Origin of the sequence: Herbiconiux oxytropis (assembly GCF_024979315.1) — a bacterium.
Taxonomy (GTDB): domain Bacteria; phylum Actinomycetota; class Actinomycetes; order Actinomycetales; family Microbacteriaceae; genus Herbiconiux; species Herbiconiux oxytropis.
In genome coordinates this window covers 84080-104338 of record NZ_JANLCK010000004.1, presented here as the reverse complement: position 1 = coordinate 104338, position 20259 = coordinate 84080, and the positions used below count along the sequence as shown (strand labels likewise).

19 protein-coding genes and 4 tRNA genes are annotated in these 20259 nt (G+C 68.6%); 18 read left to right on the top strand and 5 right to left on the bottom strand.

Annotated features, from left to right (window positions below):
- Positions 1-79: 79 nt before the first annotated feature.
- Positions 80-1114: a cell division protein ZapE gene (gene zapE / locus N1028_RS08995; protein WP_259526709.1), complete on the top strand. Its 1035-nt coding sequence runs from the start codon at positions 80-82 to the stop codon at positions 1112-1114.
- Positions 1115-1249: 135 nt separating this feature from the next.
- The gene (locus N1028_RS08990; RefSeq protein ID WP_259526708.1) at positions 1250-2461 is read left to right on the top strand and encodes an ammonium transporter; all 1212 of its coding nucleotides are present in this window, start codon (positions 1250-1252) and stop codon (positions 2459-2461) included.
- A 35-nt stretch (positions 2462-2496) separates the two neighbouring features.
- Here the strand turns inward: N1028_RS08990 and N1028_RS08985 are convergent, their stop codons facing one another.
- The 4 genes from N1028_RS08985 to N1028_RS08970 all read right to left on the bottom strand — a co-directional run bounded on the left by N1028_RS08985 (position 2497) and on the right by N1028_RS08970 (position 5870).
- Positions 2497-3279, bottom strand: a complete 783-nt coding sequence (locus N1028_RS08985) for an EI24 domain-containing protein (protein WP_259526707.1) — start codon at positions 3277-3279, stop codon at positions 2497-2499.
- Between the two features lie 164 nt (positions 3280-3443).
- Positions 3444-4637: a hypothetical protein gene (locus N1028_RS08980; RefSeq protein ID WP_259526706.1), complete on the bottom strand. Its 1194-nt coding sequence runs from the start codon at positions 4635-4637 to the stop codon at positions 3444-3446.
- Positions 4630-5793 carry an acyltransferase family protein gene (locus tag N1028_RS08975; protein WP_259526705.1) on the bottom strand — a complete coding sequence of 388 codons (1164 nt, stop codon included), beginning with the start codon at positions 5791-5793 and terminating at the stop codon, positions 4630-4632. The genes N1028_RS08980 and N1028_RS08975 overlap by 8 nt, the downstream gene beginning before the upstream one ends.
- A 1-nt stretch (position 5794) precedes the next feature.
- A tRNA-Val gene (locus N1028_RS08970) sits at positions 5795-5870 on the bottom strand.
- A gap of 141 nt (positions 5871-6011) precedes the next feature.
- On the opposite strand from N1028_RS08970, the gene N1028_RS08965 reads away from it, so the two are divergent.
- The 16 genes from N1028_RS08965 (at position 6012) to N1028_RS08890 (ending at position 19705) form a co-directional block, all read left to right on the top strand.
- Positions 6012-6083, top strand: a tRNA-Gly gene (locus N1028_RS08965).
- A gap of 36 nt (positions 6084-6119) precedes the next feature.
- Positions 6120-6193 (top strand) — tRNA-Cys (locus tag N1028_RS08960).
- A gap of 26 nt (positions 6194-6219) precedes the next feature.
- Positions 6220-6291, top strand: a tRNA-Val gene (locus N1028_RS08955).
- Between the two features lie 87 nt (positions 6292-6378).
- Entirely contained in the window at positions 6379-6882 is a 504-nt protein-coding gene (locus N1028_RS08950; RefSeq protein ID WP_259526704.1) for an alpha/beta fold hydrolase, read from the top strand.
- Positions 6883-6984: 102 nt separating this feature from the next.
- The gene (gene thrS / locus N1028_RS08945) at positions 6985-8928 is read left to right on the top strand and encodes a threonine--tRNA ligase (protein ID WP_259528073.1); all 1944 of its coding nucleotides are present in this window, start codon (positions 6985-6987) and stop codon (positions 8926-8928) included.
- Complete coding sequence (locus N1028_RS08940) at positions 8928-9482, top strand: HIT family protein (RefSeq protein ID WP_259526703.1); 555 nt, start codon at positions 8928-8930, stop codon at positions 9480-9482. Before thrS ends, N1028_RS08940 begins: the two co-directional genes overlap by 1 nt.
- A gap of 27 nt (positions 9483-9509) precedes the next feature.
- Entirely contained in the window at positions 9510-10409 is a 900-nt protein-coding gene (gene pdxS, locus N1028_RS08935) for a pyridoxal 5'-phosphate synthase lyase subunit PdxS (protein ID WP_259526702.1), read from the top strand.
- Positions 10399-11019: a pyridoxal 5'-phosphate synthase glutaminase subunit PdxT gene (gene pdxT, locus N1028_RS08930; protein ID WP_259526701.1), complete on the top strand. Its 621-nt coding sequence runs from the start codon at positions 10399-10401 to the stop codon at positions 11017-11019. Before pdxS ends, pdxT begins: the two co-directional genes overlap by 11 nt.
- 46 nt (positions 11020-11065) lie before the next feature.
- Entirely contained in the window at positions 11066-11824 is a 759-nt protein-coding gene (locus N1028_RS08925) for a YebC/PmpR family DNA-binding transcriptional regulator (protein WP_259526700.1), read from the top strand.
- Positions 11825-11838: 14 nt separating this feature from the next.
- On the top strand, positions 11839-12453 hold the full coding sequence (gene ruvC, locus N1028_RS08920) for a crossover junction endodeoxyribonuclease RuvC (protein WP_259526699.1): 615 nt from the start codon (positions 11839-11841) through the stop codon (positions 12451-12453).
- Positions 12450-13073, top strand: a complete 624-nt coding sequence (ruvA, locus tag N1028_RS08915) for a Holliday junction branch migration protein RuvA (RefSeq protein ID WP_259526698.1) — start codon at positions 12450-12452, stop codon at positions 13071-13073. Before ruvC ends, ruvA begins: the two co-directional genes overlap by 4 nt.
- Positions 13070-14104, top strand: a complete 1035-nt coding sequence (gene ruvB / locus N1028_RS08910) for a Holliday junction branch migration DNA helicase RuvB (RefSeq protein ID WP_259526697.1) — start codon at positions 13070-13072, stop codon at positions 14102-14104. Before ruvA ends, ruvB begins: the two co-directional genes overlap by 4 nt.
- A 78-nt stretch (positions 14105-14182) precedes the next feature.
- On the top strand, positions 14183-14623 hold the full coding sequence (gene yajC / locus N1028_RS08905) for a preprotein translocase subunit YajC (RefSeq protein WP_259526696.1): 441 nt from the start codon (positions 14183-14185) through the stop codon (positions 14621-14623).
- A gap of 68 nt (positions 14624-14691) precedes the next feature.
- Complete coding sequence (gene secD / locus N1028_RS08900; RefSeq protein ID WP_259526695.1) at positions 14692-16413, top strand: protein translocase subunit SecD; 1722 nt, start codon at positions 14692-14694, stop codon at positions 16411-16413.
- A complete protein-coding gene (gene secF, locus N1028_RS08895) occupies positions 16413-17414 on the top strand; it encodes a protein translocase subunit SecF (RefSeq protein WP_259526694.1) in 1002 nt (333 codons plus the stop codon). Before secD ends, secF begins: the two co-directional genes overlap by 1 nt.
- A gap of 35 nt (positions 17415-17449) precedes the next feature.
- On the top strand, positions 17450-19705 hold the full coding sequence (locus N1028_RS08890) for a RelA/SpoT family protein (protein WP_259526693.1): 2256 nt from the start codon (positions 17450-17452) through the stop codon (positions 19703-19705).
- Here the strand turns inward: N1028_RS08890 and N1028_RS08885 are convergent.
- Positions 19692-20252 (bottom strand): hypothetical protein, encoded by a 561-nt coding sequence (locus N1028_RS08885; RefSeq protein ID WP_259526692.1) that lies wholly within the window; start codon positions 20250-20252, stop codon positions 19692-19694. The genes N1028_RS08890 and N1028_RS08885 overlap by 14 nt on opposite strands.
- Positions 20253-20259: the final 7 nt, after the last annotated feature.

Sequence of the window (20259 nt, the reverse complement as noted above, 5' to 3'; positions counted from 1 at the left end):
AGGACCCCCAGACGAATCTACGTCTTCAGAGCTGGCCGCTGCACCGGCGGGTCACACTTCTACACACAGGATGCCCCGGATGACTGATGAGCGGCAGGCCGTCGCCCCGCGCCTGACAGAGCGCACCCCTTCGATGTCGGGGGAGGAGCTAGCTCGCACGCTCGTGCCGCCGCGCCAGTTCGACACGGCCTCGTTCGACAGCTACCGGCCGGACCGGGACTACCCCTCGCAGGGTGAGGCGCTGGCCAAGATCCGGGCGTTCGCCGAGGGCTGGAAGCCGGCCAAGGCGGGCGGTTTCTTCGGCCGCGGCAAGAAGACGCCGGTCGCCAAGCCCGGCATCTACCTCGACGGCGGCTTCGGCGTGGGCAAGACCCACCTGCTCGCCGCGCTCTGGCACGCCGCTCCCGGCCAGAAGTACTTCGGCACCTTCATCGAGTACACCGCTCTCATCGGCGCCCTCGGCTACGCCAACGCCGTACAACTGTTCTCGGGCGCGAAGTTCATCGCCATCGACGAGTTCGAGCTCGACGACCCGGGCGACACCATGCTCATGACCAGGTTCCTCGGCGAGCTCGTGGCCAAGGGCACGCGCCTCGCCGCCACCTCGAACACCCCGCCGAACGCGCTCGGCGAGGGCCGGTTCGCGGCGAGCGACTTCCTGCGCGAGATCCAGGCCATCGCCGACCGCTTCGACATCGTGCGGATCGACGGCCTCGACTTCCGGCGCCGCGACCTCGAGGGGCACGCGGTCGCCTTCGAGACCGATGCCGCTCTGGCCGACGCGGTCGATGCGCGGCTCGCGGCCGGCGAGAGCATCACGTTCGACGACTTCGGATCGCTCGTGCAGCACCTCGGCACCATCCACCCCTCCCGCTACGTCAAGCTCATCGAGGGAGTCGACGTCATCGCGCTCGGCGACGTGGCACCCTTCTCCAACCAGACGGATGCGCTGCGCTTCGTGGCCTTCGTCGACCGCGTCTACGACGCCCAGATCCGCGTGCTCGCCTCGGGAACGCCGCTCGACGGCGTCTTCGCGGGCGACATGATGGAGGGCGGCTACCGCAAGAAGTACCTGCGCGCGGTGTCCCGCCTCATCGCGTCCGCGTCGCTCTGACGGAAACATGGTTGTTACAGGGGACACCTTCGCGTTACACGGCTGAAACACAGCCCTGCATGTTCTGAAACCTCACCGCTGCATGCTGTAACCGGCCCGCGGGGCCGCTTGCACAACAGAGAGGTATGAGAACCTATGGATACCGGAAACATCGCCTGGGCGCTGACAGCGACAGCACTCGTGCTGTTCATGACTCCCGGAGTCGCATTCTTCTACGGCGGTCTGGTCAAGGCCAAGAGCGTCGTCTCCATGATGATGATGAGCTTCGGCGCCCTCGGCCTCGTGAGCGTCCTGTGGATCCTCTACGGCTTCAGCATGAGCGCGGTCGAGTCGCCCTGGGCCTTCGCCGGCAACCCGTTCGCCGACTTCGGCCTGAGCGCCCTCGCGACCGACAACGAGGGCCTCGTCGGCGCAGCCTACGGTGCGACCTTCGCGATCATCACGGTCGCCCTCATCTCGGGCGCCATCGCCGACCGCGCCAAGTTCGGCGCGTGGATGATCTTCGCCGGCATCTGGGCCACTCTCGTCTACTTCCCCGTCGCGGCCTGGGTCTGGGGCGGCGGCTGGATCTTCAGCTGGGGCGACCTCACCGGTCTCCCCGGCGTCATCGACTACGCCGGTGGCACCGCGGTGCACATCAACGCCGGTGCGGCGGCCCTCGCGCTCGCACTCGTGCTCGGCAAGCGCATCGGGTTCCAGAAGGGCATCCAGAAGCCGCACAACGTGCCGCTGGTCATGCTGGGCGCCGCCATCCTCTGGTTCGGCTGGTTCGGCTTCAACGCCGGCGCCGAGTGGCTGAACGACCTGCAGAACACCGGCCTCATCGTCATCAACACCCTGGGTGCGACCGCTGCGGCGATCATCGGCTGGCTCATCATCGAGAAGATCAAGGACGGCAAGGCCACCTCGGTGGGTGCCGCCTCGGGTGCCGTCGCTGGTCTCGTCGCGATCACCCCGGCCTGCGCCAACCTCGCTCCCGGCTGGGCCCTCGTGCTCGGCGTCGTCGCCGGGGCCGTCTGCGCCCTGGCGATCGAGCTGAAGTTCAAGATGGGCTTCGACGACTCGCTCGACGTCGTGGGCATCCACCTCGTCGGCGGCCTCATCGGCACGCTCTACCTCGGCCTCTTCGCCATCGACACCGGCCTCTTCACCGGTGGCGACCTCGGCCAGCTCGCCTCGCAGGCCGTCGCGGCGATCGCCGTGCTGCTCTACTCCTTCATCGGAGCGCTCGTCATCGGCTTCGTCATCCAGAAGACCATCGGCTTCCGGATCAAGAACGAGGACGAGGTTGCGGGCGTCGACACCACGGTGCACGGGGAAGAGGGCTACGCCCTCGTCAACGACTGAGTCGGCTCACTCACCATCACCTGATCGGCGGGGCGTCATCCTTCAGGGTGGCGCCCCGCTTCGGCGTTCCCCGTGAGCGCATCGCGTGCGAGCATGGTCGCTCCCACGACGGCGGCCGGCATCACGAAGACAGCACCGAGGGGGAGCAGGAACAGCAGGTAGACGGCGGCGCCGAACCCGATCGTGCGCGCCCGGCGCACCCCGAGCATCCGGCGCCGGTCGCGGAGGGCGTGTCCGCGGGCGTCGAATGCGAAGCCCGTGAGCTCGAGGGCGAGCACCCAGCCGCCGAAGAACGCGCCGAGCACGGCGGCCGCGACGGTGCCGACGACGGGCAGCAGCCCGACCACGAAGAGCCCGAGGCCGATGCCGATGCTGAGCGCCACGAGCCGCAGAGCGTTCACGAGGCCCCGCCAGAGCAGCCGCCAGAAGCCGGCCTGCGGGTCGGCCGGGGCGTCGCCCAGGCGCTCCTCGGTGTCGCGCCAGATCCGCTCGTAGAAGGCGTCTCCCACTGCGAGGGTGATGGCTGTGAAGGTGAACACCACGAGCAGCACTCCGGCCGCCACGAGCGCGAGGGCGGCGGAGACGCGCACGGTCGAGCGCCACGGTTCGTCCCACTCGTCGGCGAAGGGTGTGGCCCAGTCTGCGATGGCGGGGGCGTTGATGGCGAGCACCACGAGGCCCACCGTGTAGACGCCGGCCACGATCAGGGCGGGAACAGCGCCAAGCAGCATGAGCCGTGGCGCACGCGCCCAGGTGCCGAGCCCCCGCCCGAGCAGCCCCGCGCCGCCGAACAGCTCACGCACGGGCGAGGCGCTCATGACGCGTGCTCCTCGAGGGCGGCGCCGACGACACGGATCCACTCCGTGTGAACCGACACCGGCGGGATGAACCTCGCCGCTCTCAGTCCGGGGGCGAAGGGCTCTGGTCGGTGCGTCGGTGGCATGGGCACCACGGTAGCCCGGTCGGCTCTGCTCGTGCCGCTTCAGTACCAGCCGAGATCGATCATGCGCGACTGCATGAGCCCCGCGATCGTGCTCGCCACCGCAGGGTCGAGGTGGTAGGGATCGACGGCGCCGTCGACCCGCCGCGAGAGACCGTCCGGCTTGTTGCCTGCGCGCTGCTCGGCCAGGTCGGCCGCGGTGGGAGCGATGCCGGTGGCCTTCCAGATGTCGTCGGAGGTCACGACCGCCTCGAGGTCGAAGAAGCGCGGGCCGAACCTGTCACGCAGGGCGTCGTTGTACTGCTGGATGCGGGCCCGGGCGGGGGAGTCGGCGGCCGTCGCGGAGTTCTGGAAGTGGCCCACCACGAGCACGTACTTGCCCGTGGCCGAAAGGTATCTGTAGGCGTCCTCGGTCCAGGAGACCAGCTCGTCCACGTCGGAAGCGCCCACCCCGTCGCTCGCGGCGAGGTTGTTCTTGCCGATGTTGAGCACGGCGATCCCGTCGCGGCCCTGGGTGCCGAGGTCGGGCACGAACTCCGTGCCCGCCGGGATGCGGACGGCCAGCCCGTCCTCGTCCCGCTCGAAGGTCCACACGGTCGCGGGGCCCTCGGTCTTCGAGATCGTGCCGGCCGCCGATCCGTAGCCTTCGAAGTGCCCGCTCAGGCGGAACGCACCCTGGATGCCGGCCGGAACGTTCGGCGAGGTCAGGGTCGTCTGCCCCGAGGCGGGGATGTCGACGGCGTCGGTCACGAGTCGGCGGGAGCCGAGTTCGGCGAGCATGTGCTCGGCCAGCAGGCCGCCGCCGGTGGCATCGATCAGCGCGGCGTCGTGCCGGTCGGCGAACTCCCCGAAGTCGCCGGCCATCTCCCGCATGGTCGACGAGCCCACGATCGTGAGCTTCGAGCGGTCGACGGGCTGCACCACCGTGCGGAGGCCGGTGGAGAGATCGGTGAAGGAGGTGACACCGTCGGTCTCCTCCACCACCACCTGCTCGGGATCCAGTGCCGGAGCGAGGGTTCCCGGCCCGGCCGTCTCGCCCGATTCCGCCGCAGCATCCTGCAACCGCGACGTCGCGAGCTCCGCCTCGAGTCCGGCCACCTGCTCCTGCAGCTGCTGCACGGCGATCAGACCGGCGCCCGTTCCCACGATGATTCCGGCGCACAGCAGGCTCACCGCGACCACGAGGGGCCACCGGCGCCTTCTGCGCAGCAGAAGGAGCCGGTCCAGTTCACTCATGAGCCCTCACGGTCGCCGACATGCTCTCCACGGTAGCCTCGCCCCGGACCCCCGCCGGCGAGACGCACCCTGATGGCCGCAGTCGCGCCTCGAAGTCGCGGCGCACGCGACCGAGCGGCCGCTCCACCAGGAGGAACATCAGCTGCGCCGGGATGAGGACGAGCAGGTAGGCGCTGAGGTCGGACAGCCACGGCTCGAGTCCCGCGAGCTGCACGAGCCCGAGCACGAGCCGGTGCAGCAGGTAGACGGAGAAGGAGAGCACGCCCAGATGGGCGACCCACCTGTGGTTGAGCACGCGCCCGGCCACGCTCGTGGGCCGGGTGATGACGAACCAGAACACCGGGATGAGCGCGAGGCAGATGGCCGAGTCGGCGACGGCGAGCCGAGGAGCCTCCGGCGAGATGGCCGCGATCACGAAGACCACGACGCCCACCGGCGCCAGCACCCGGTTCACGATCCACTCGGGGATGCCGAACGGCGGACGGTCGCCGAGCGCCGGGTTGAACAGGAGCGCCATCGCCGCTCCGATCACGAGCCCGTCGAACTTCGTGTCGGTGCTCACGTAGAGCCGGTAGAACCCCGCTCCCTCGAGCGAGAGCACGAGGCGCCAGACGAGCACGGCCCCGCCCGCGGCCAGCAGCGCCCAGCCGATCGTGCGCATCCGGATCCGCAGAGCGGTGAGCACGATGAGCAGGAGCGGGAACACGAGATAGAAGTGCTCTTCGACCGCGAGCGACCACAGCTGCGTGGATTCCGGAGGCAGCCCGAAGGTCCGCTCGCCGTGCACCTGGTCGGCGTAGACCAGGTAGTAGTTCGTGTAGTTGAGGTACTCCGAGAGGGTGCCCCAGATGTTCATCGTCGAGGGCAGGATGCCCGCGGCGCCCACGATGACGCACAGGGTGATCGCGATCCAGGCGGGTGGCAGGATGCGGAGGGCCCGTCTGAGGTAGAAGCGGCCGAGCGAGATGCGCTGGTTGGCCTCGTACTCCCGTCGCAGGAGCGTCGTGATGAGGAATCCGCTGAGGAAGAAGAACACCGTCACGCCCACGTGACCGGGCCACGGATCACCCAGAGTCTGACCGTGCCCGATCAGGACGATCACGATCGAGGCGGCTCGGAGGCCGTCCAGCGAGGGGATCTTGCTCTGAACGACCATCTGGTGGGCGATACCGGACTCGAACCGATGACCTCTTCCGTGTGAAGGAAGCGCGCTACCAACTGCGCCAATCGCCCGGGGGCAGTTACCGATAGTAGCGGATGCGGAGGGGTGCTCGTGAACGCCGCGGGATACGACACGCGGTGCCGGCGGCGATTTGGCAATCTCCCGAGGAGTCGGCTAATGTCTAATCCGCACGCAGAAATGCGGGTGGAAATGCGGATGTGGCGCAGTGGTAGCGCACAACCTTGCCAAGGTTGGGGTCGCGAGTTCGAATCTCGTCATCCGCTCGAGTGAAGTTACTCGTCTGTGGGAAATCCACATTCGGTGGCGTGGCCGAGAGGCGAGGCAGCGGCCTGCAAAGCCGTCCACACGGGTTCAAATCCCGTCGCCACCTCCACTCGGTCTCTCAGAAGCACCACCTTTGGGCGATTGGCGCAGCGGTAGCGCGCTTCCCTGACACGGAAGAGGTCACTGGTTCGATCCCAGTATCGCCCACAAAGAAATAGGCCCCCAGAGATAGGCCCCCGAGAATGCTTGGGGGCCTTTTTCCATTCCCCACCCCACGAGGAAAGGTGTCGAGTCATGACCGCTTCTGCTGAAGAGGGTTCCGGGCCCGCCGTCGTGCTGCTGGCCGAGCAGGGTGAGGGCATCGCCACCCTCGCCGGGCTCGCGCACTCGATCGCCGGGGAGGACTTCCGCGTGGTGCGGATCGCCGCCGAGTCGGTGCACGACGTGGTGAGCGTGCTCGACGAGCTCGAGGTGGCGGATGCCTGGATAGGCGGACACGGCTACGGCGGCACCCTCGCGCGTCTCGTGGCGCTCGAGCACCACGACCGCGTGAACGGCGTCATCCTTCTCGGCGTCGAGTCGGCCGAGACCATGCCGGCGCTGGCCGAGGGCATCCCGGTGCTCGTCATCCAGGGCGCGGCCGACGACGTGACGCCGCCGGCGAACGGCGAGTCGCTCAAGGAGTCGGCGCCCGGACTCGTGAGCGTCGTCACGATCGAGGGCGCCGGGCACGCCTTCCCCTCCTCGCACGCCGGCGAGACCGCCTGGGCCATCGAGGACTACCTCGACTGGGACTGACCCCGACCCCCGGTAGGCTTGGGTGGTTCTCTTCGACGCAGGCAGGAGCCCTCACCCGTGGCAACAGGATTCGATCTCTTCACCGACCGGGCCGTCGTGGCCATGCGGGTCAACGGCGAACTGAAGGACCTCGCGACGACGGTGACCGACGACGACACCGTCGAGGCCGTCGAGATCTCGAGCCCCGACGGGCTCGCCATCCTGCGCCACTCCGCCGCCCACGTGGCGGCGCAGGCCGTGCAGTCGATCAACCCGGAGGCCAGGCTCGGGATCGGCCCGCCCGTGACCGACGGCTTCTACTACGACTTCGATGTGGCCGTTCCCTTCACGCCCGAAGACCTCAAGGCCATCGAGAAGGCCATGGAGCGCATCGTGCGCGCCGGCCAGCGGTTCGTGCGCCGAGTCGTCACCGAAGACGAGGCACGCGCCGAGCTCGCCGACGAGCCCTACAAGCTCGAGCTCATCGGCCTCAAGGGCGGATCCGCGGCCGCCGACGGTGACGACGCCCTGGGCGGCGACAACGAGTCGGTCGAGGTCGGCGGCGCCGAACTCACGATCTACGACAACGTCGACCCGAAGACCGGCGAGACCGTCTGGAAAGATCTCTGCCGCGGCCCGCACCTGCCCTCCACCCGCCAGATCGGCAACGGCTTCGCCCTCACCCGCCTCGCCGCCGCCTACTGGCGCGGTTCGGAGAAGAACAAGCAGCTGCAGCGGGTCTACGGCACCGCCTGGCCCACGAAAGACGAGCTGCGCGCCTACCAGTCCCGGCTCGAGGAGGCGGCCAAGCGCGACCACCGCAAGCTGGGCAGCGAGCTCGACCTGTTCTCGTTCCCGGATGAGATCGGGTCGGGCCTCGCGGTCTTCCACCCGAAGGGCGGCATCATCCGCTCTGAGATCGAGGACTACCTGCGCCGCCAACTCATCGCGCACGAGTACGAGCTCGTGAACACCCCGCACATCACGAAGAAGAACCTCTTCGAGACCAGCCAGCACCTCACCTGGTACAAGGACGGCATGTTCCCGCCCATGCACCTCGACGAGGAGACCGACGCCGAGGGCAACATCACGAGGCAGGGCCAGGACTACTACCTGAAGCCCATGAACTGCCCGATGCACAACCTGATCTTCCGTGCCCGCGGGCGCAGCTACCGCGAGCTGCCGCTGCGCCTCGCGGAGTTCGGCACCGTCTACCGCTACGAGAAGAGCGGCACCCTGTCGGGCCTCACCCGCGTGCGCGGCCTCACGCAGGACGATGCGCACATCTACGTGACCCCCGACCAGGTGAAGGACGAGCTGGCGCGGCAGCTCGACTTCGTGCTGGAAACGCTCCGCGGCTACGGTCTCGACGACTTCTACCTCGAGCTCTCGACGAAGGACCCCGAGAAGTACGTGGGTGCCGACGAACTGTGGGACGAGGCGACCGAGACCCTCCGCCAGGTGGCGGTCGACTCCGGTCTCGAGCTCGTCCCCGACCCCGGGGGAGCCGCTTTCTACGGCCCGAAGATCTCCGTGCAGGCGCGCGACGCGATCGGCCGCACCTGGCAGCTCTCGACCGTGCAGCTCGACTTCAACCAGCCGGAGCTGTTCGAGCTCGAATACACGGCTCCGGATGGCACGAAGCAGCAGCCCGTCATGATCCACCGCGCGCTGCTGGGCTCGATCGAGCGCTTCTTCGCCATCCTGCTCGAGCACTACGCAGGTGCGTTCCCGGTGTGGCTCGCGCCCACGCAGGTCGTCGCCATCCCGATCGCCGACGACCACGCCGACTACCTCGCCGAGATCGTGCGCCGGCTGAAGAAGCGCGGCATCCGTGCCGAGCTCGACGACACCTCCGAACGCATGCAGAAGAAGATCCGCACCCACACCAAGAACAAGGTGCCTGTGCTCCTCATCGCGGGCTCCGACGACACGGCGGCGGGCTCGGTGAGCTTCCGCTTCCGTGACGGCTCGCAGGAGAACGGGGTGGCGGTCGACGAGGCCGTCGAGCGGATCGTGGCGAGCGTCGCGTCGCACCAGCAGGTGACCACAGCGGGTCAGCTCTGATGGACCGACCGGTCGAGGACTCCGGCGACTTCGCGGCGATCCCCGACGAGTTCCAGCGCCTGTGGACCCCGCACCGGATGGTCTACATCCAGGGCGGGGAGCAGCCGCACATCGACGAGTGCCCCTTCTGCCGGGCACCCTCGCTGACGGACGAGGAGGGGCTCATCGTCGCCCGCGGCGAGCACGCCTATGTGCTGCTGAACCTCTTCCCGTACAACTCCGGCCACCTCCTCGTGTGTCCGTATCGTCATGTGGCGACATACGACCTGGCGACGGCCGAGGAGGTCGCCGAGATCGCGAGCCTCACGCAGACGGCGATGCGCGTGCTCACCGAGATCTCCCGGTGCGATGGATTCAACATCGGCATGAATCAGGGCCGCGTGGCGGGTGCCGGGGTGGCGGGGCACCTCCACCAGCACATCGTGCCGCGCTGGATGAGCGACTCCAACTTCTTCCCGATCATCGCCCGCACGAAGGCGCTGCCGCAGCTGCTCGGCGACGTGCGGGCGGGAATCCAGGCCGCCTGGCCGAAGGAGCACGCCTCCGAGCAGTAGAATTCATCTGGTTTCTGAAAGGACATGATGAGCGAGAGCACCACACACGAGTTCGGATCCAACCGCGTGAAGCGCGGTCTGGCGGAGATGCTCAAGGGCGGCGTCATCATGGACGTCGTGACCGCCGAGCAGGCCCGCATCGCGGAGGATGCCGGCGCCGTCGCCGTCATGGCCCTCGAGCGCGTCCCCGCCGACATCCGATCGCAGGGCGGCGTCGCCCGCATGAGCGATCCCGACCTGATCGAGGCGATCATCGCCGAGGTCTCCATCCCCGTCATGGCGAAGGCCCGCATCGGCCACTTCGTCGAGGCGCAGGTGCTGCAGGCGCTCGGTGTCGACTACATCGACGAGTCCGAGGTGCTGTCGCCGGCGGACTACGTCAACCACATCGACAAGTGGGACTACACGGTCCCCTTCGTCTGCGGCGCCACCAACCTCGGTGAGGCCCTCCGCCGGATCAACGAGGGCGCCGCCATGGTGCGCTCCAAGGGCGAGGCGGGCACGGGCGACGTCTCCGAGGCCACGAAGCACATCCGCAAGATCAAGTCCGAGATCGCGGCGCTGTCGTCGATGTCGAAGGACGAGCTCTACGTGGCCGCCAAGGAGCTGCAGGCGCCCTACGACCTCGTGGTCGAGATCGCCGAGACCGGCAAGCTCCCCGTCGTGCTCTTCACCGCGGGCGGCGTGGCCACCCCGGCCGACGCGGCCATGATGATGCAGCTCGGCGCCGACGGCGTGTTCGTGGGCTCGGGCATCTTCAAGTCGGGCAACCCCGAGAAGCGCGCGGCCGCCGTGGTGAAGGCCACGACCTTCTTCGACGACCCGAGCGTGATCGCCGAGGTGTCGCGCGGTCTCGGCGAGGCCATGGTGGGCATCAACGTCTCCGACGTGCCCGCGCCGCACCGCCTCGCCGAGCGTGGCTGGTAGCGCCGAGAGGGATCCCCGCCCGGTCGGTGTGCTCGCCCTCCAGGGCGACTTCCGCGAGCATGTCGCGGTGCTCACGCACCTCGGCGCCGACGTCATCGCGGTGCGTCGGCCCGAGGAGGCCCTGGCGGTCTCCGGTCTCGTCATTCCCGGCGGCGAGTCGAGCGTGATCGACAAGCTCTCGCGGAGCTTCGGCGTGGCGGATGCCGTCAAGGAGCGGATCGCGGACGGCATGCCGGTCTACGGCACGTGCGCGGGCCTGATCATGATCGCGGATCGCCTGGTCGACGCCATCCGAGGTCAGCAGAGCTTCGGCGGGCTCGACGTGGCCGTGCGCCGAAACGCGTTCGGCGGGCAGACCGAGTCGTTCGAGGCCGATCTGGATGTGCCCGTGCTCGGAGATCCCCCGATGCACGCGGTCTTCATCCGGGCACCCGTCGTGACCGAGCTGGGGGCCGAGGCGAGGGCGCTCGCCAGGCTCGAGGACGGCACGGTCGTGGCGGTCGAGCAGGGCAACCTCCTCGGCACCTCGTTCCACCCGGAGATGACGGCCGACTACCGCTTCCACCGCTACTTCCTCGACAAGGTCGCGGCGCGGGCCAGCGGCTCCTGAGCGCGCCGTCGCGTAGACTCGTCCCTGATTCCTGAAGGAGATTTTCGTGTCCGGACACTCTAAATGGGCGACCACCAAGCACAAGAAGGCGATCATCGACTCGCGCCGTGCCAAGTCGTTCGCCAAGCTGATCAAGAACATCGAGGTCGCCGCCAAGATCGGCGGCGCCGACATGGCCGGCAACCCCACTCTCGTGGACGCGGTGCAGAAGGCCAAGAAGACCTCGGTCCCCAACGACAACATCGATCGGGCGATCAAGCGCGGTGCCGGACTCACCGGTGAGTCGATCGAGTACACGACGATCATCTACGAGGCCTACGGCCCGAACGGCATCGCCCTGCTCGTGGAGTGCCTCACCGACAACAAGAACCGCGCCGCGGCCGACGTGCGCACCGCGATGACGCGCAACGGCGGCACCATGGCCGACCCGGGCAGCGTGGCCTACAACTTCAGCCGCAAGGGCGTCATCACCGTCGGCCACGCCGACGGACTGACAGAGGACGACATCCTGCTCGCCGTGCTCGACGCGGGGGCCGAAGAGGTCACCGACCGCGCCGAGTCGTTCGAGGTGCTCACCGACCCCTCGCACATGGTCGCCGCGCGCACCGCGCTGCAGGAGGCCGGGATCGACTACGACTCCGCCGACGTGGAATTCGTGGCGAGCCTGCAGGTGGAGGCCGACGCCGAGACGGCCCGCAAGGTGTTCCGCCTGATCGACGCGCTCGAGGATTCGGACGACGTGCAGAACGTCTACACGAACCTCGACATCTCCGCCGAGGTGCAGGCCGAACTCGAGAACGACTGAGCGGGGGAGGCCCCATGCGGGTGCTGGGAATCGACCCCGGCCTGACCCGCTGCGGCGTGGGCATCGTCGACGTCACGGCCACGCGCACCGCAACGCTCGTGCACGTCTCGGTCATCCAGACGCCGCCCGACATGCCGCTCGCCGAGCGTCTGCTGATCGTCTCGGCGGGCATCGAGGCGCTGATCGACGAGCACTCCCCGCACAGCGTGGCCGTGGAGCGCGTGTTCGCCCAGCACAACGTGCGCACCGTCATGGGCACCGCACAGGTCAGTGGCATCGCCCTGCTCGCGGCAGCGCGCCGCTCGCTGCCGGTGGGACTGCACACCCCGTCCGAGGTCAAGGCCGCCATCACGGGCTACGGTCAGGCCGACAAGAAGCAGGTGGGCACGATGGTGGCGAAGGTGCTGCGGCTCGAAAGCGTGCCGAAGCCGGCCGACGCGGCGGATGCGCTGGCGCTGGCGATCTGCCACGCCTGGCGCGTGCCGCTCGGCAGCGGATCGGCCGCGCAGGGTGCACAGGGCGTGCCGGGCAGCGGCGCAGCAACCGGACTCACCGCGGCCCAGCAGGCGTGGCGCGCCGCCGAGCAAGGCACGGCCCGTCGGTCGGCGGCCAATAGGCTGGCCCGATGATCAGTGCGCTCCGCGGAACCGTCCTCTCCGTGGCAGGCGGAACCGCCGTGATCGACGTCGGGGGAGTCGGCTTCGCCGTGGCGGTGACCGCGCGGCACGCGCTGACCCTCCGCACCGGAACCGAGACGACCCTGCTCACCTCCCTCATCGTGCGGGAGGACAGCCTCTCGCTCTTCGGCTTCCCGGACCAGGATTCCCTCGACATCTTCACGCTGCTCACCGGGGTCACGGGAGTGGGCCCCAAGTCGGCCCTCGGCGTGCTCTCCGAGCTCGCGCCGTCCGACGTCGCCACCGCGGTGGCCCGGGAGGACGATTCAGTCTTCCGCAAGGTCTCCGGCATCGGTCCGAAGACGGCCAAGCTCATCGTGCTCCAGCTCACCGGCAAGATCGCCGCGCGCGCCGTGGAGACCACAGAGATTCCGAGCGGTCCGCCGCCGCACGTGCGCGCCAACGTCGAGCGCGCCCTCGTGGGCCTCGGCTGGCCCGAGCGCAGTGCGTCATCGGCTCTCGAGCAGGCGCTCGAGAGCGCCTCGCCGCAGGAGGCCGCCGACGTGCAGGGGCTGCTGCGCCTTGCGCTCGCCATCCTCGGCCCCTCGCCCAAGAGCGGTGACTCGCGATGACGCCCGCCTTCGACGACAGTCCCGTGCGGCCCGATGTGGAGTCCGACTCCGAGGTGGCCTTCGAGGGCGCCCTCCGCCCCAAGTCGCTCGAGGAGTTCGTGGGGCAGCGGAAGGTCCGCGGCCAGCTGCAGCTGCTGCTGGACGCCGCCGCGATGCAGAACCGCACCCCCGACCACATCCTGCTCGCCGGCCCCCCTGGCCTCGGCAAGACGACCCTCGCCATGATCGTGGCGCACGAGAGCGGGCGGCCGCTGCGCCTGACGAGCGGGCCCGCCATCCAGCACGCGGGAGACCTCGCCGCCGTGCTGTCCTCGCTCGTGCCGGGCGAGGTGCTCTTCATCGACGAGATCCACCGCATGGCGCGCTCGGCCGAGGAGATGCTCTACCTCGCCATGGAGGACTTCCGCATCGACATCATGGTGGGCAAGGGGGCCGGCGCCACGAGCATCCCGCTCGACCTCGCGCCGTTCACCCTCGTGGGCGCCACGACCCGCTCGGGCCTGCTGCCGAATCCGCTGCGCGACCGCTTCGGCTTCACCGCACACCTGGAGTTCTACGAGACCGACGAGCTCGTGCGCGTGCTCCATCGCGCCGCCGACATGCTCGGGGTGCGGATCGACGAGGAGTCGCTCGGGGAGATCGCGTCACGTTCACGCGGCACGCCCCGCATCGCCAACCGCCTGCTCCGCCGAGTGCGCGACTACGCCCTCGTGGCAGGCACCGGCGCCACCCTCGAGGCCGTTCGGGCCGCGCTGCTCCTCTACGACGTCGACGAGCTGGGCCTCGACCGGCTCGACCGGGCGGTCATGTCGATCATCCTGGAGCGCTTCGACGGGGGCCCCGTGGGCCTGAACACCCTCGCGGTCTCGGTCGGCGAGGAGGCCGAGACGATCGAGGCGGTCGTCGAGCCCTTCCTCGTGCGGATCGGGCTGCTCTCGCGCACCCCACGGGGGCGCATCGCCACCAAGGCGGGCTGGGCGCACTTCGGTTTCAGCAGGAACGCAGACGTGCTCTTCGGCGATGACCTATAATTCAAGCTGGTCTACAGGCGTCCCCCCTAGGATGATGCCCGACCGCAACCCCTCACCCCTCTGGAAGGCGCCTTCTCCATGGCATTCGATCCGTTGACAATCATCATGCTGGCGGTCCTCGCCGTCCTGGTGATCTTCATGTTCCGCAACAGCCGCAAGCGCCAGGCGCAGGCCCGTGAGCTGCAGAGCAAGGTCGCGGTCGGCGCTGAGGTCATGACCAATTTCGGCCTCTACGGAACCATCCTCGAGATGGACGACGAGGAGAACCAGGTCCTCCTGGAGACCACCCCGGGCACCGTCCTAAAGGTGCACCGCCAGACCGTCACGCGCGTCGTGACCGAGTCGCCGATCGCCCCGTCGCAGGAGGTCATCGACCACTCCGCCGACGGCGAGCCCGAGTTCGGCGAGCGTCTCGACGAGGTCGAGACCGACACCACCGCTTCCACCTCGTCCGCCGACAAGCCGGCGATCGATTTCACCAAGCCCGCCGACAAGTCCGACAAGAAGGGCGACGAGTAACACTCTCGTCCCCTCCATCCACGCTCTCGCGACGAGGCACGAGCGGTATAGAAAGCTGAGTAACAGAGGTGGCACAATCTACTGCCGTCAAGAAGGCGTGGAAGACTCTTGTCTGGCTCGCCGTGGTGTTCGCGGTCCTGGTCGGAACGATCGCAGGTGGTGTGCTGTGGAGCGACGCGACCTGGACGCCTAAGCTCGCGCTCGACCTCGAGGGCGGCACCCAGGTCATCCTGACCCCGCAGCTCGAGTCGGGAGATCAGGTCTCCGGTGAGCAGCTCGAGCAGGCCGTCTCCATCATCCGCCAGCGCGTCGACGCAAGCGGTGTCTCCGAGGCCGAGGTCACCACGCAGGGCGGCCGCAACGTCGTCGTGTCGATCCCGGGCCAGCCCGATCAGGAGACCCTCGACCGCATCGAGTCGTCGGCCAAGCTCGACTTCCGGCCGGTGCTGCTCGCGGGCGTCGCCTCCTCGGCCACCACCTCGACCCCTGGCGCGACGCCCGACCCGGCGCTCGAGACCACTCCCACGGTGAGCCCCACCAACGCGAGCGACCTCGCCTGGGTCACCCCGGCGCTGCAGGCGCAGTACGACAGCTTCGACTGCGCCTCCACCGAGGCGGACGACGCGGGCCAGGCGCCCACCGACCAGCCCCTCGTGACGTGCGACGAGAACGGCGTGAAGTACCTCCTCGGCCCGGTCGAGATCGAGGGCGCCGACATCTCGGATGCCACGAGCGGTGTCGGCACGACCTCCAACGGCGCCTCGACGGGCAGCTGGGTCGTCGACCTCACGTTCAACGACGAGGGGACCGCCAAGTTCGCCGACGTCACCACCCGCCTCTTCGGCCTCACCGGCGTGCAGAACCAGTTCGCGATCGTGCTCGACGGCAAGGTCATCACGGCTCCCACCACGGGTGGCGCGTTCACCGATGGCCGCGCGCAGATCTCGGGCTCGTTCACGCAGGAGTCGGCCAAGGCCCTCGCCGACCAGCTCAAGTTCGGCGCCCTGCCGATCGGGTTCAACACCGAGTCGTCCGAGCGCATCTCGGCCACCCTTGGCTCGACCCAGCTGCTGTCCGGCCTCATCGCCGGTGCCATCGGCCTGCTCCTGGTCATCATCTACTCGCTCATCCAGTACCGGGCGCTCGGCACCGTCACGATCGCCTCCCTCGTGGTCGCCTTCGCGATGACCTACCTCCTCGTCACTCTGATGTCCTGGCGCATCGACTTCCGGCTCTCGCTCGCCGGTGTCGCCGGCCTCATCGTGGCGATCGGAATCACGGCCGACTCCTTCATCGTGTACTTCGAGCGAATACGAGACGAACTGCGAGACGGCAAGGCTCTGACCTCGTCGGTGCAGTCGGGCTGGAAGCGTGCGCTCCGCACGATCACGGCCTCCGACGCCGTGAACTTCCTCGCCGCCGCCGTGCTCTACATCCTCGCGATCGGCAACGTGCGCGGCTTCGCCTTCACGCTCGGTCTCACCACGATCGTCGACATCATCGTCGTGATCATGTTCACCCATCCGCTCGTCACGCTGCTCTCCGAGCGTCCGTTCTTCCGCGACGGGCACAAGCTCAGCGGCCTCGACCCCCGCGCCCTCGGTGCCGTGTACCGCGGCCGGGCCCAGTTCCGGGCACCGAGCGCCGCGGCGAAGTCCGACAAGAAGGGCTCGTCGAGCCGGGAGGCCGCGAAGCGGCAGACCATCGCCGAGCGCAAGGCCGCCGAGCTCTCCGGAGCGACCGCCGGCACCTCCTCCACCAAGCCCACCGATGAGGGGAAGAACTCCTGATGGCCAGCTTCTCCGACTTCGGAAACGACCTCTACACCGGCAAGCGCTCGATCGACTTCATCGGCCGGCGCAAGCTCTGGTACCTCATCTCGGCCATCCTCATCCTGATCGCCATCGTCGGCCCGTTCGTGCGCGGCGGGTTCGAGTTCGGCATCGAGTTCCGCGGCGGCTCCGAGTTCACGGTCTCGCAGGTCTCGACCCTCGACCAGAACCTCGCGAGCGACGCGGTCGAGGAGGTCGAAGCGGGCGGCACGGTGCGAGTGAGCACCCTGGGCCAGGATGCCGTGCGCGTGCAGACCGACGAGCTCGACGACGAGCAGGCCGCCGCCGTGCAGGAGGCCCTCGCCACCGCGTACGACGTGCCCACGAGCGATGTGACGGTCTCGTTCATCGGCGCCACCTGGGGGGCCGACATCACCGGGCAGGCGATCCGGGGGCTCGTGATCTTCCTCGTGCTCGTGGCCATCTTCATGGCCATCTACTTCCGCACCTGGAAGATGGCGGCCGCCGCGCTGATCTCGCTCGTGCACGACCTCATCATCACGGCCGGTGTCTTCGGCATCACGGGCCTCGAGATCACGCCGGCCGCCGTCATCGGCTTCCTCACGATCCTCGGCTACTCGCTCTACGACACCGTGGTGGTGTTCGACAAGATCCGCGAGAACACCGAGGCGCTCGGCGAGCGGGGCACGCAGACGTTCGGTGAGATGGTGAACCTCGCGGTGAACCAGACCCTCGTGCGCTCGATCAACACATCGGTCGTGGCCGCGCTGCCGGTGGCCTCGATCCTCATCATCGGATCGTTCGTGCTGGGGGCCTCGACGCTCCGCGACATCTCGCTCGCCCTGCTCATCGGAATCATCGTGGGCACCTACTCCACGATCTTCGTGGCGGCGCCGCTCTACGTGCAGTTCCGCCAGGGCGAGGCCAAGATCAAGAAGCACGACGCCGCGGTGCTCACCGATCGCGAGCGCGCATCGAAGGCGACGGTCACCGCCTAGTCATCCGTAGGGGATAATCGAGGTGGAGGCCTGAGATGACGGAAACCACCACCACGTCGACCGCTACCCTGCGGCGCCTGGTTCCGCGCCTGTTCTCGCGCGCCCAGCCCGCCGGCGCGGTCGACACCCTCATCCGCACGGTGCGGGCGAACCACCCCAAGGCCGATCTGACGGTTCTCGAGCGCGCCTACGCGGCCGCCGAGCGCGCGCACGACGGGCAGAAGCGCCGGAGCGGCGAGCCCTACATCACGCACCCGGTGGCCGTCGCCCAGATCCTCGCCGAGCTCGGCCTGGGCTCGAAGGCCGTCGCTGCGGCGCTGCTGCACGACACGGTCGAAGACACCGAGTACTCCCTCGACATGGTGCGCCACGACTTCGGCGACGAGGTCGCGATGCTCGTCGACGGCGTCACCAAGCTCGACAAGGTCAAGTACGGCGACAGCGCGCAGGCCGAGACGGTGCGCAAGATGATCGTGGCGATGTCGCGCGACATCCGCGTGCTCATCATCAAACTCTGCGATCGGCTGCACAACGCGCGCACCTGGGGCTTCGTGCCCACCGACTCGGCGCAGCGGAAGGCCAAGGAGACTCTCGAGATCTACGCGCCGCTCGCGCACCGGCTGGGCATCCAGTCGATCAAGTGGGAGCTCGAGGACCTCTCGTTCGCCGTGCTCTACCCCAAGCTCTACGTGGAGATCGAGAATCTCGTGCGCCAGCGCACCCCGCAGCGCGAGGAGTACGTGCAGGCGGTCATCGACGCGGTCAACGACGATCTCAAGTCGGGCAAGATCCGCGGCAAGGTGGCCGGGCGGCCCAAGCAGTACTACTCGATCTACCAGAAGATGATCGTGCGCGGGCGCGAGTTCGACGAGATCTACGACCTCGTGGGCATCCGCGTGCTCGTCAACACGGTGCGGGACTGCTACGCGGTGCTGGGTTCCATCCACGCGCGCTGGAATCCCATCCCCGGCCGCTTCAAGGACTACATCGCCACCCCGAAGTTCAACCTCTACCAGTCGCTCCACACGACCGTGATCGGCCCGGGCGGCCGACCCGTCGAGATCCAGATCCGCACCAACGAGATGCACCAGCGCGCCGAGTTCGGTGTGGCCGCGCACTGGAAGTACAAGGAGCGGATGAACGGCGGCAAGGCCGCAGCAGCCCCCGCCGCCTCCTCCGACACCGACATGGCGTGGCTCGCGCGCATCTCCGACTGGCAGGCCGAGACGGTCGATCCGGGGGAGTTCCTCGACTCGCTCCGCTTCGAGATCGGCGCCAAGGAGGTCTACGTCTTCACGCCGAAGGGCAAGGTCGTGGGTCTTCCGGCCGGGGCCACGCCCGTCGACTTCGCCTACGCCGTGCACACCGAGGTGGGGCACCGCACCATGGGCGCGAAGGTGAACGGGCGGCTCGTGCCGCTGGACTCCACCCTCGGCTCGGGCGACGTGGTGGAGGTCTTCACCTCCAAGAACCCCGACTCCGGCCCCTCCCAGGACTGGCTCAGCTTCGTGCAGAGCCCCCGTGCGCGCAACAAGATCCGCCAGTGGTTCACCAAGGAGCGGCGCGACGAGGCGATCGAGCAGGGCCGGGACGCCATCGCCCGGGCGATGCGCAAGCAGAACCTGCCGCTGCAGAAGCTGATGAACCAGGACTCGATCGCCGATGTGGCCTCGCAGCTGCACTACGACAACGTCTCAGGGCTCTACGCGGCCATCGGCGAAGGGCACATCTCGACCCAGTCGGTGATCGAGAAGGTGCTCGCCTCGCTGCAGACCGAGGTCGAGAGCGACGACTCCGATCTCGACGTCTTCGTGGGCAACCGCCCGCGGGTCACCCACAGCGACTCCGGCGTGCTCGTGCGCGGTGCCCCCGACATCCTCGTGAAACTCGCGAAGTGCTGCACGCCCGTGCCGGGCGACGACATCGTGGGCTTCGTGACGCGAGGTTCCGGGGTCTCGGTGCACCAGGCCGACTGCCACAACGTGGCCTCCCTGCTCAACGAGCCCGAGCGCATGATCGACGTCGAGTGGGCGCCCTCCTCCAAGAGCGTCTTCCTCGTGCAGATCCAGGTCGAGGCCCTCGACCGCTCGGGCCTCCTGAGCGATGTCACCCGCGTGCTCTCGGAGCACCACGTGAACATCCTGAGCGCCTCGGTGAACACCTCGAGCGATCGGCTCGCGATCAGCCGGTTCGTCTTCGAGATGGGCGACACCACGCACCTCGACCGCGTGCTCAACGCGGTGCGCCGCATCGACGCCGTCTACGACGTCTACCGCGTCACCGGCGGCTGAGCGAACCGGACCTCCGCAACCGCTCGAGCGCCCGGCGTTTGTGCGGCAGGTGCGGAGAGGCCCCGAGGAGGCGCGCTGCGTGGTGCGGCGTCGTCGAGGCAGCGAGCAGGAGGGTGGTGACGGCCATGGCCAGCCGCCCGTCGAACTCCTCCTCCCACCGCACGAGATCGAGTGCCGTGCGGAGTGGAGCGGTGGCCACGAGCCCGCCGACCGAGACGCATTCCGCGGCCGAGATCACCACCTGACGCACCACGTTCTCCGCCGAGGGCGGAAACCGGATGCGCCGCGTCGACCGCACGCAGAGCTGGAGCGGCACCTCGAAGAGCGGATGCGCGCCCAGCAGCCAGGCCGCTGATCGGCGCTCGAGGATGAGCCCCTCTGGCACGAGTCGGCGCACCGACTCGGCCCGGAGCCCCGGCGTCTCGACCACGTCGAGTGGGAGATACGCGTCGCCGAGGCATCTCACCTCACCATCGAGAGCGACGGCCGCGAGCTCCGGGCGGGGGAGCGACCGGTGATCGAGCAGCAGCGGGAGCGAGGGGGCCATGCACGAA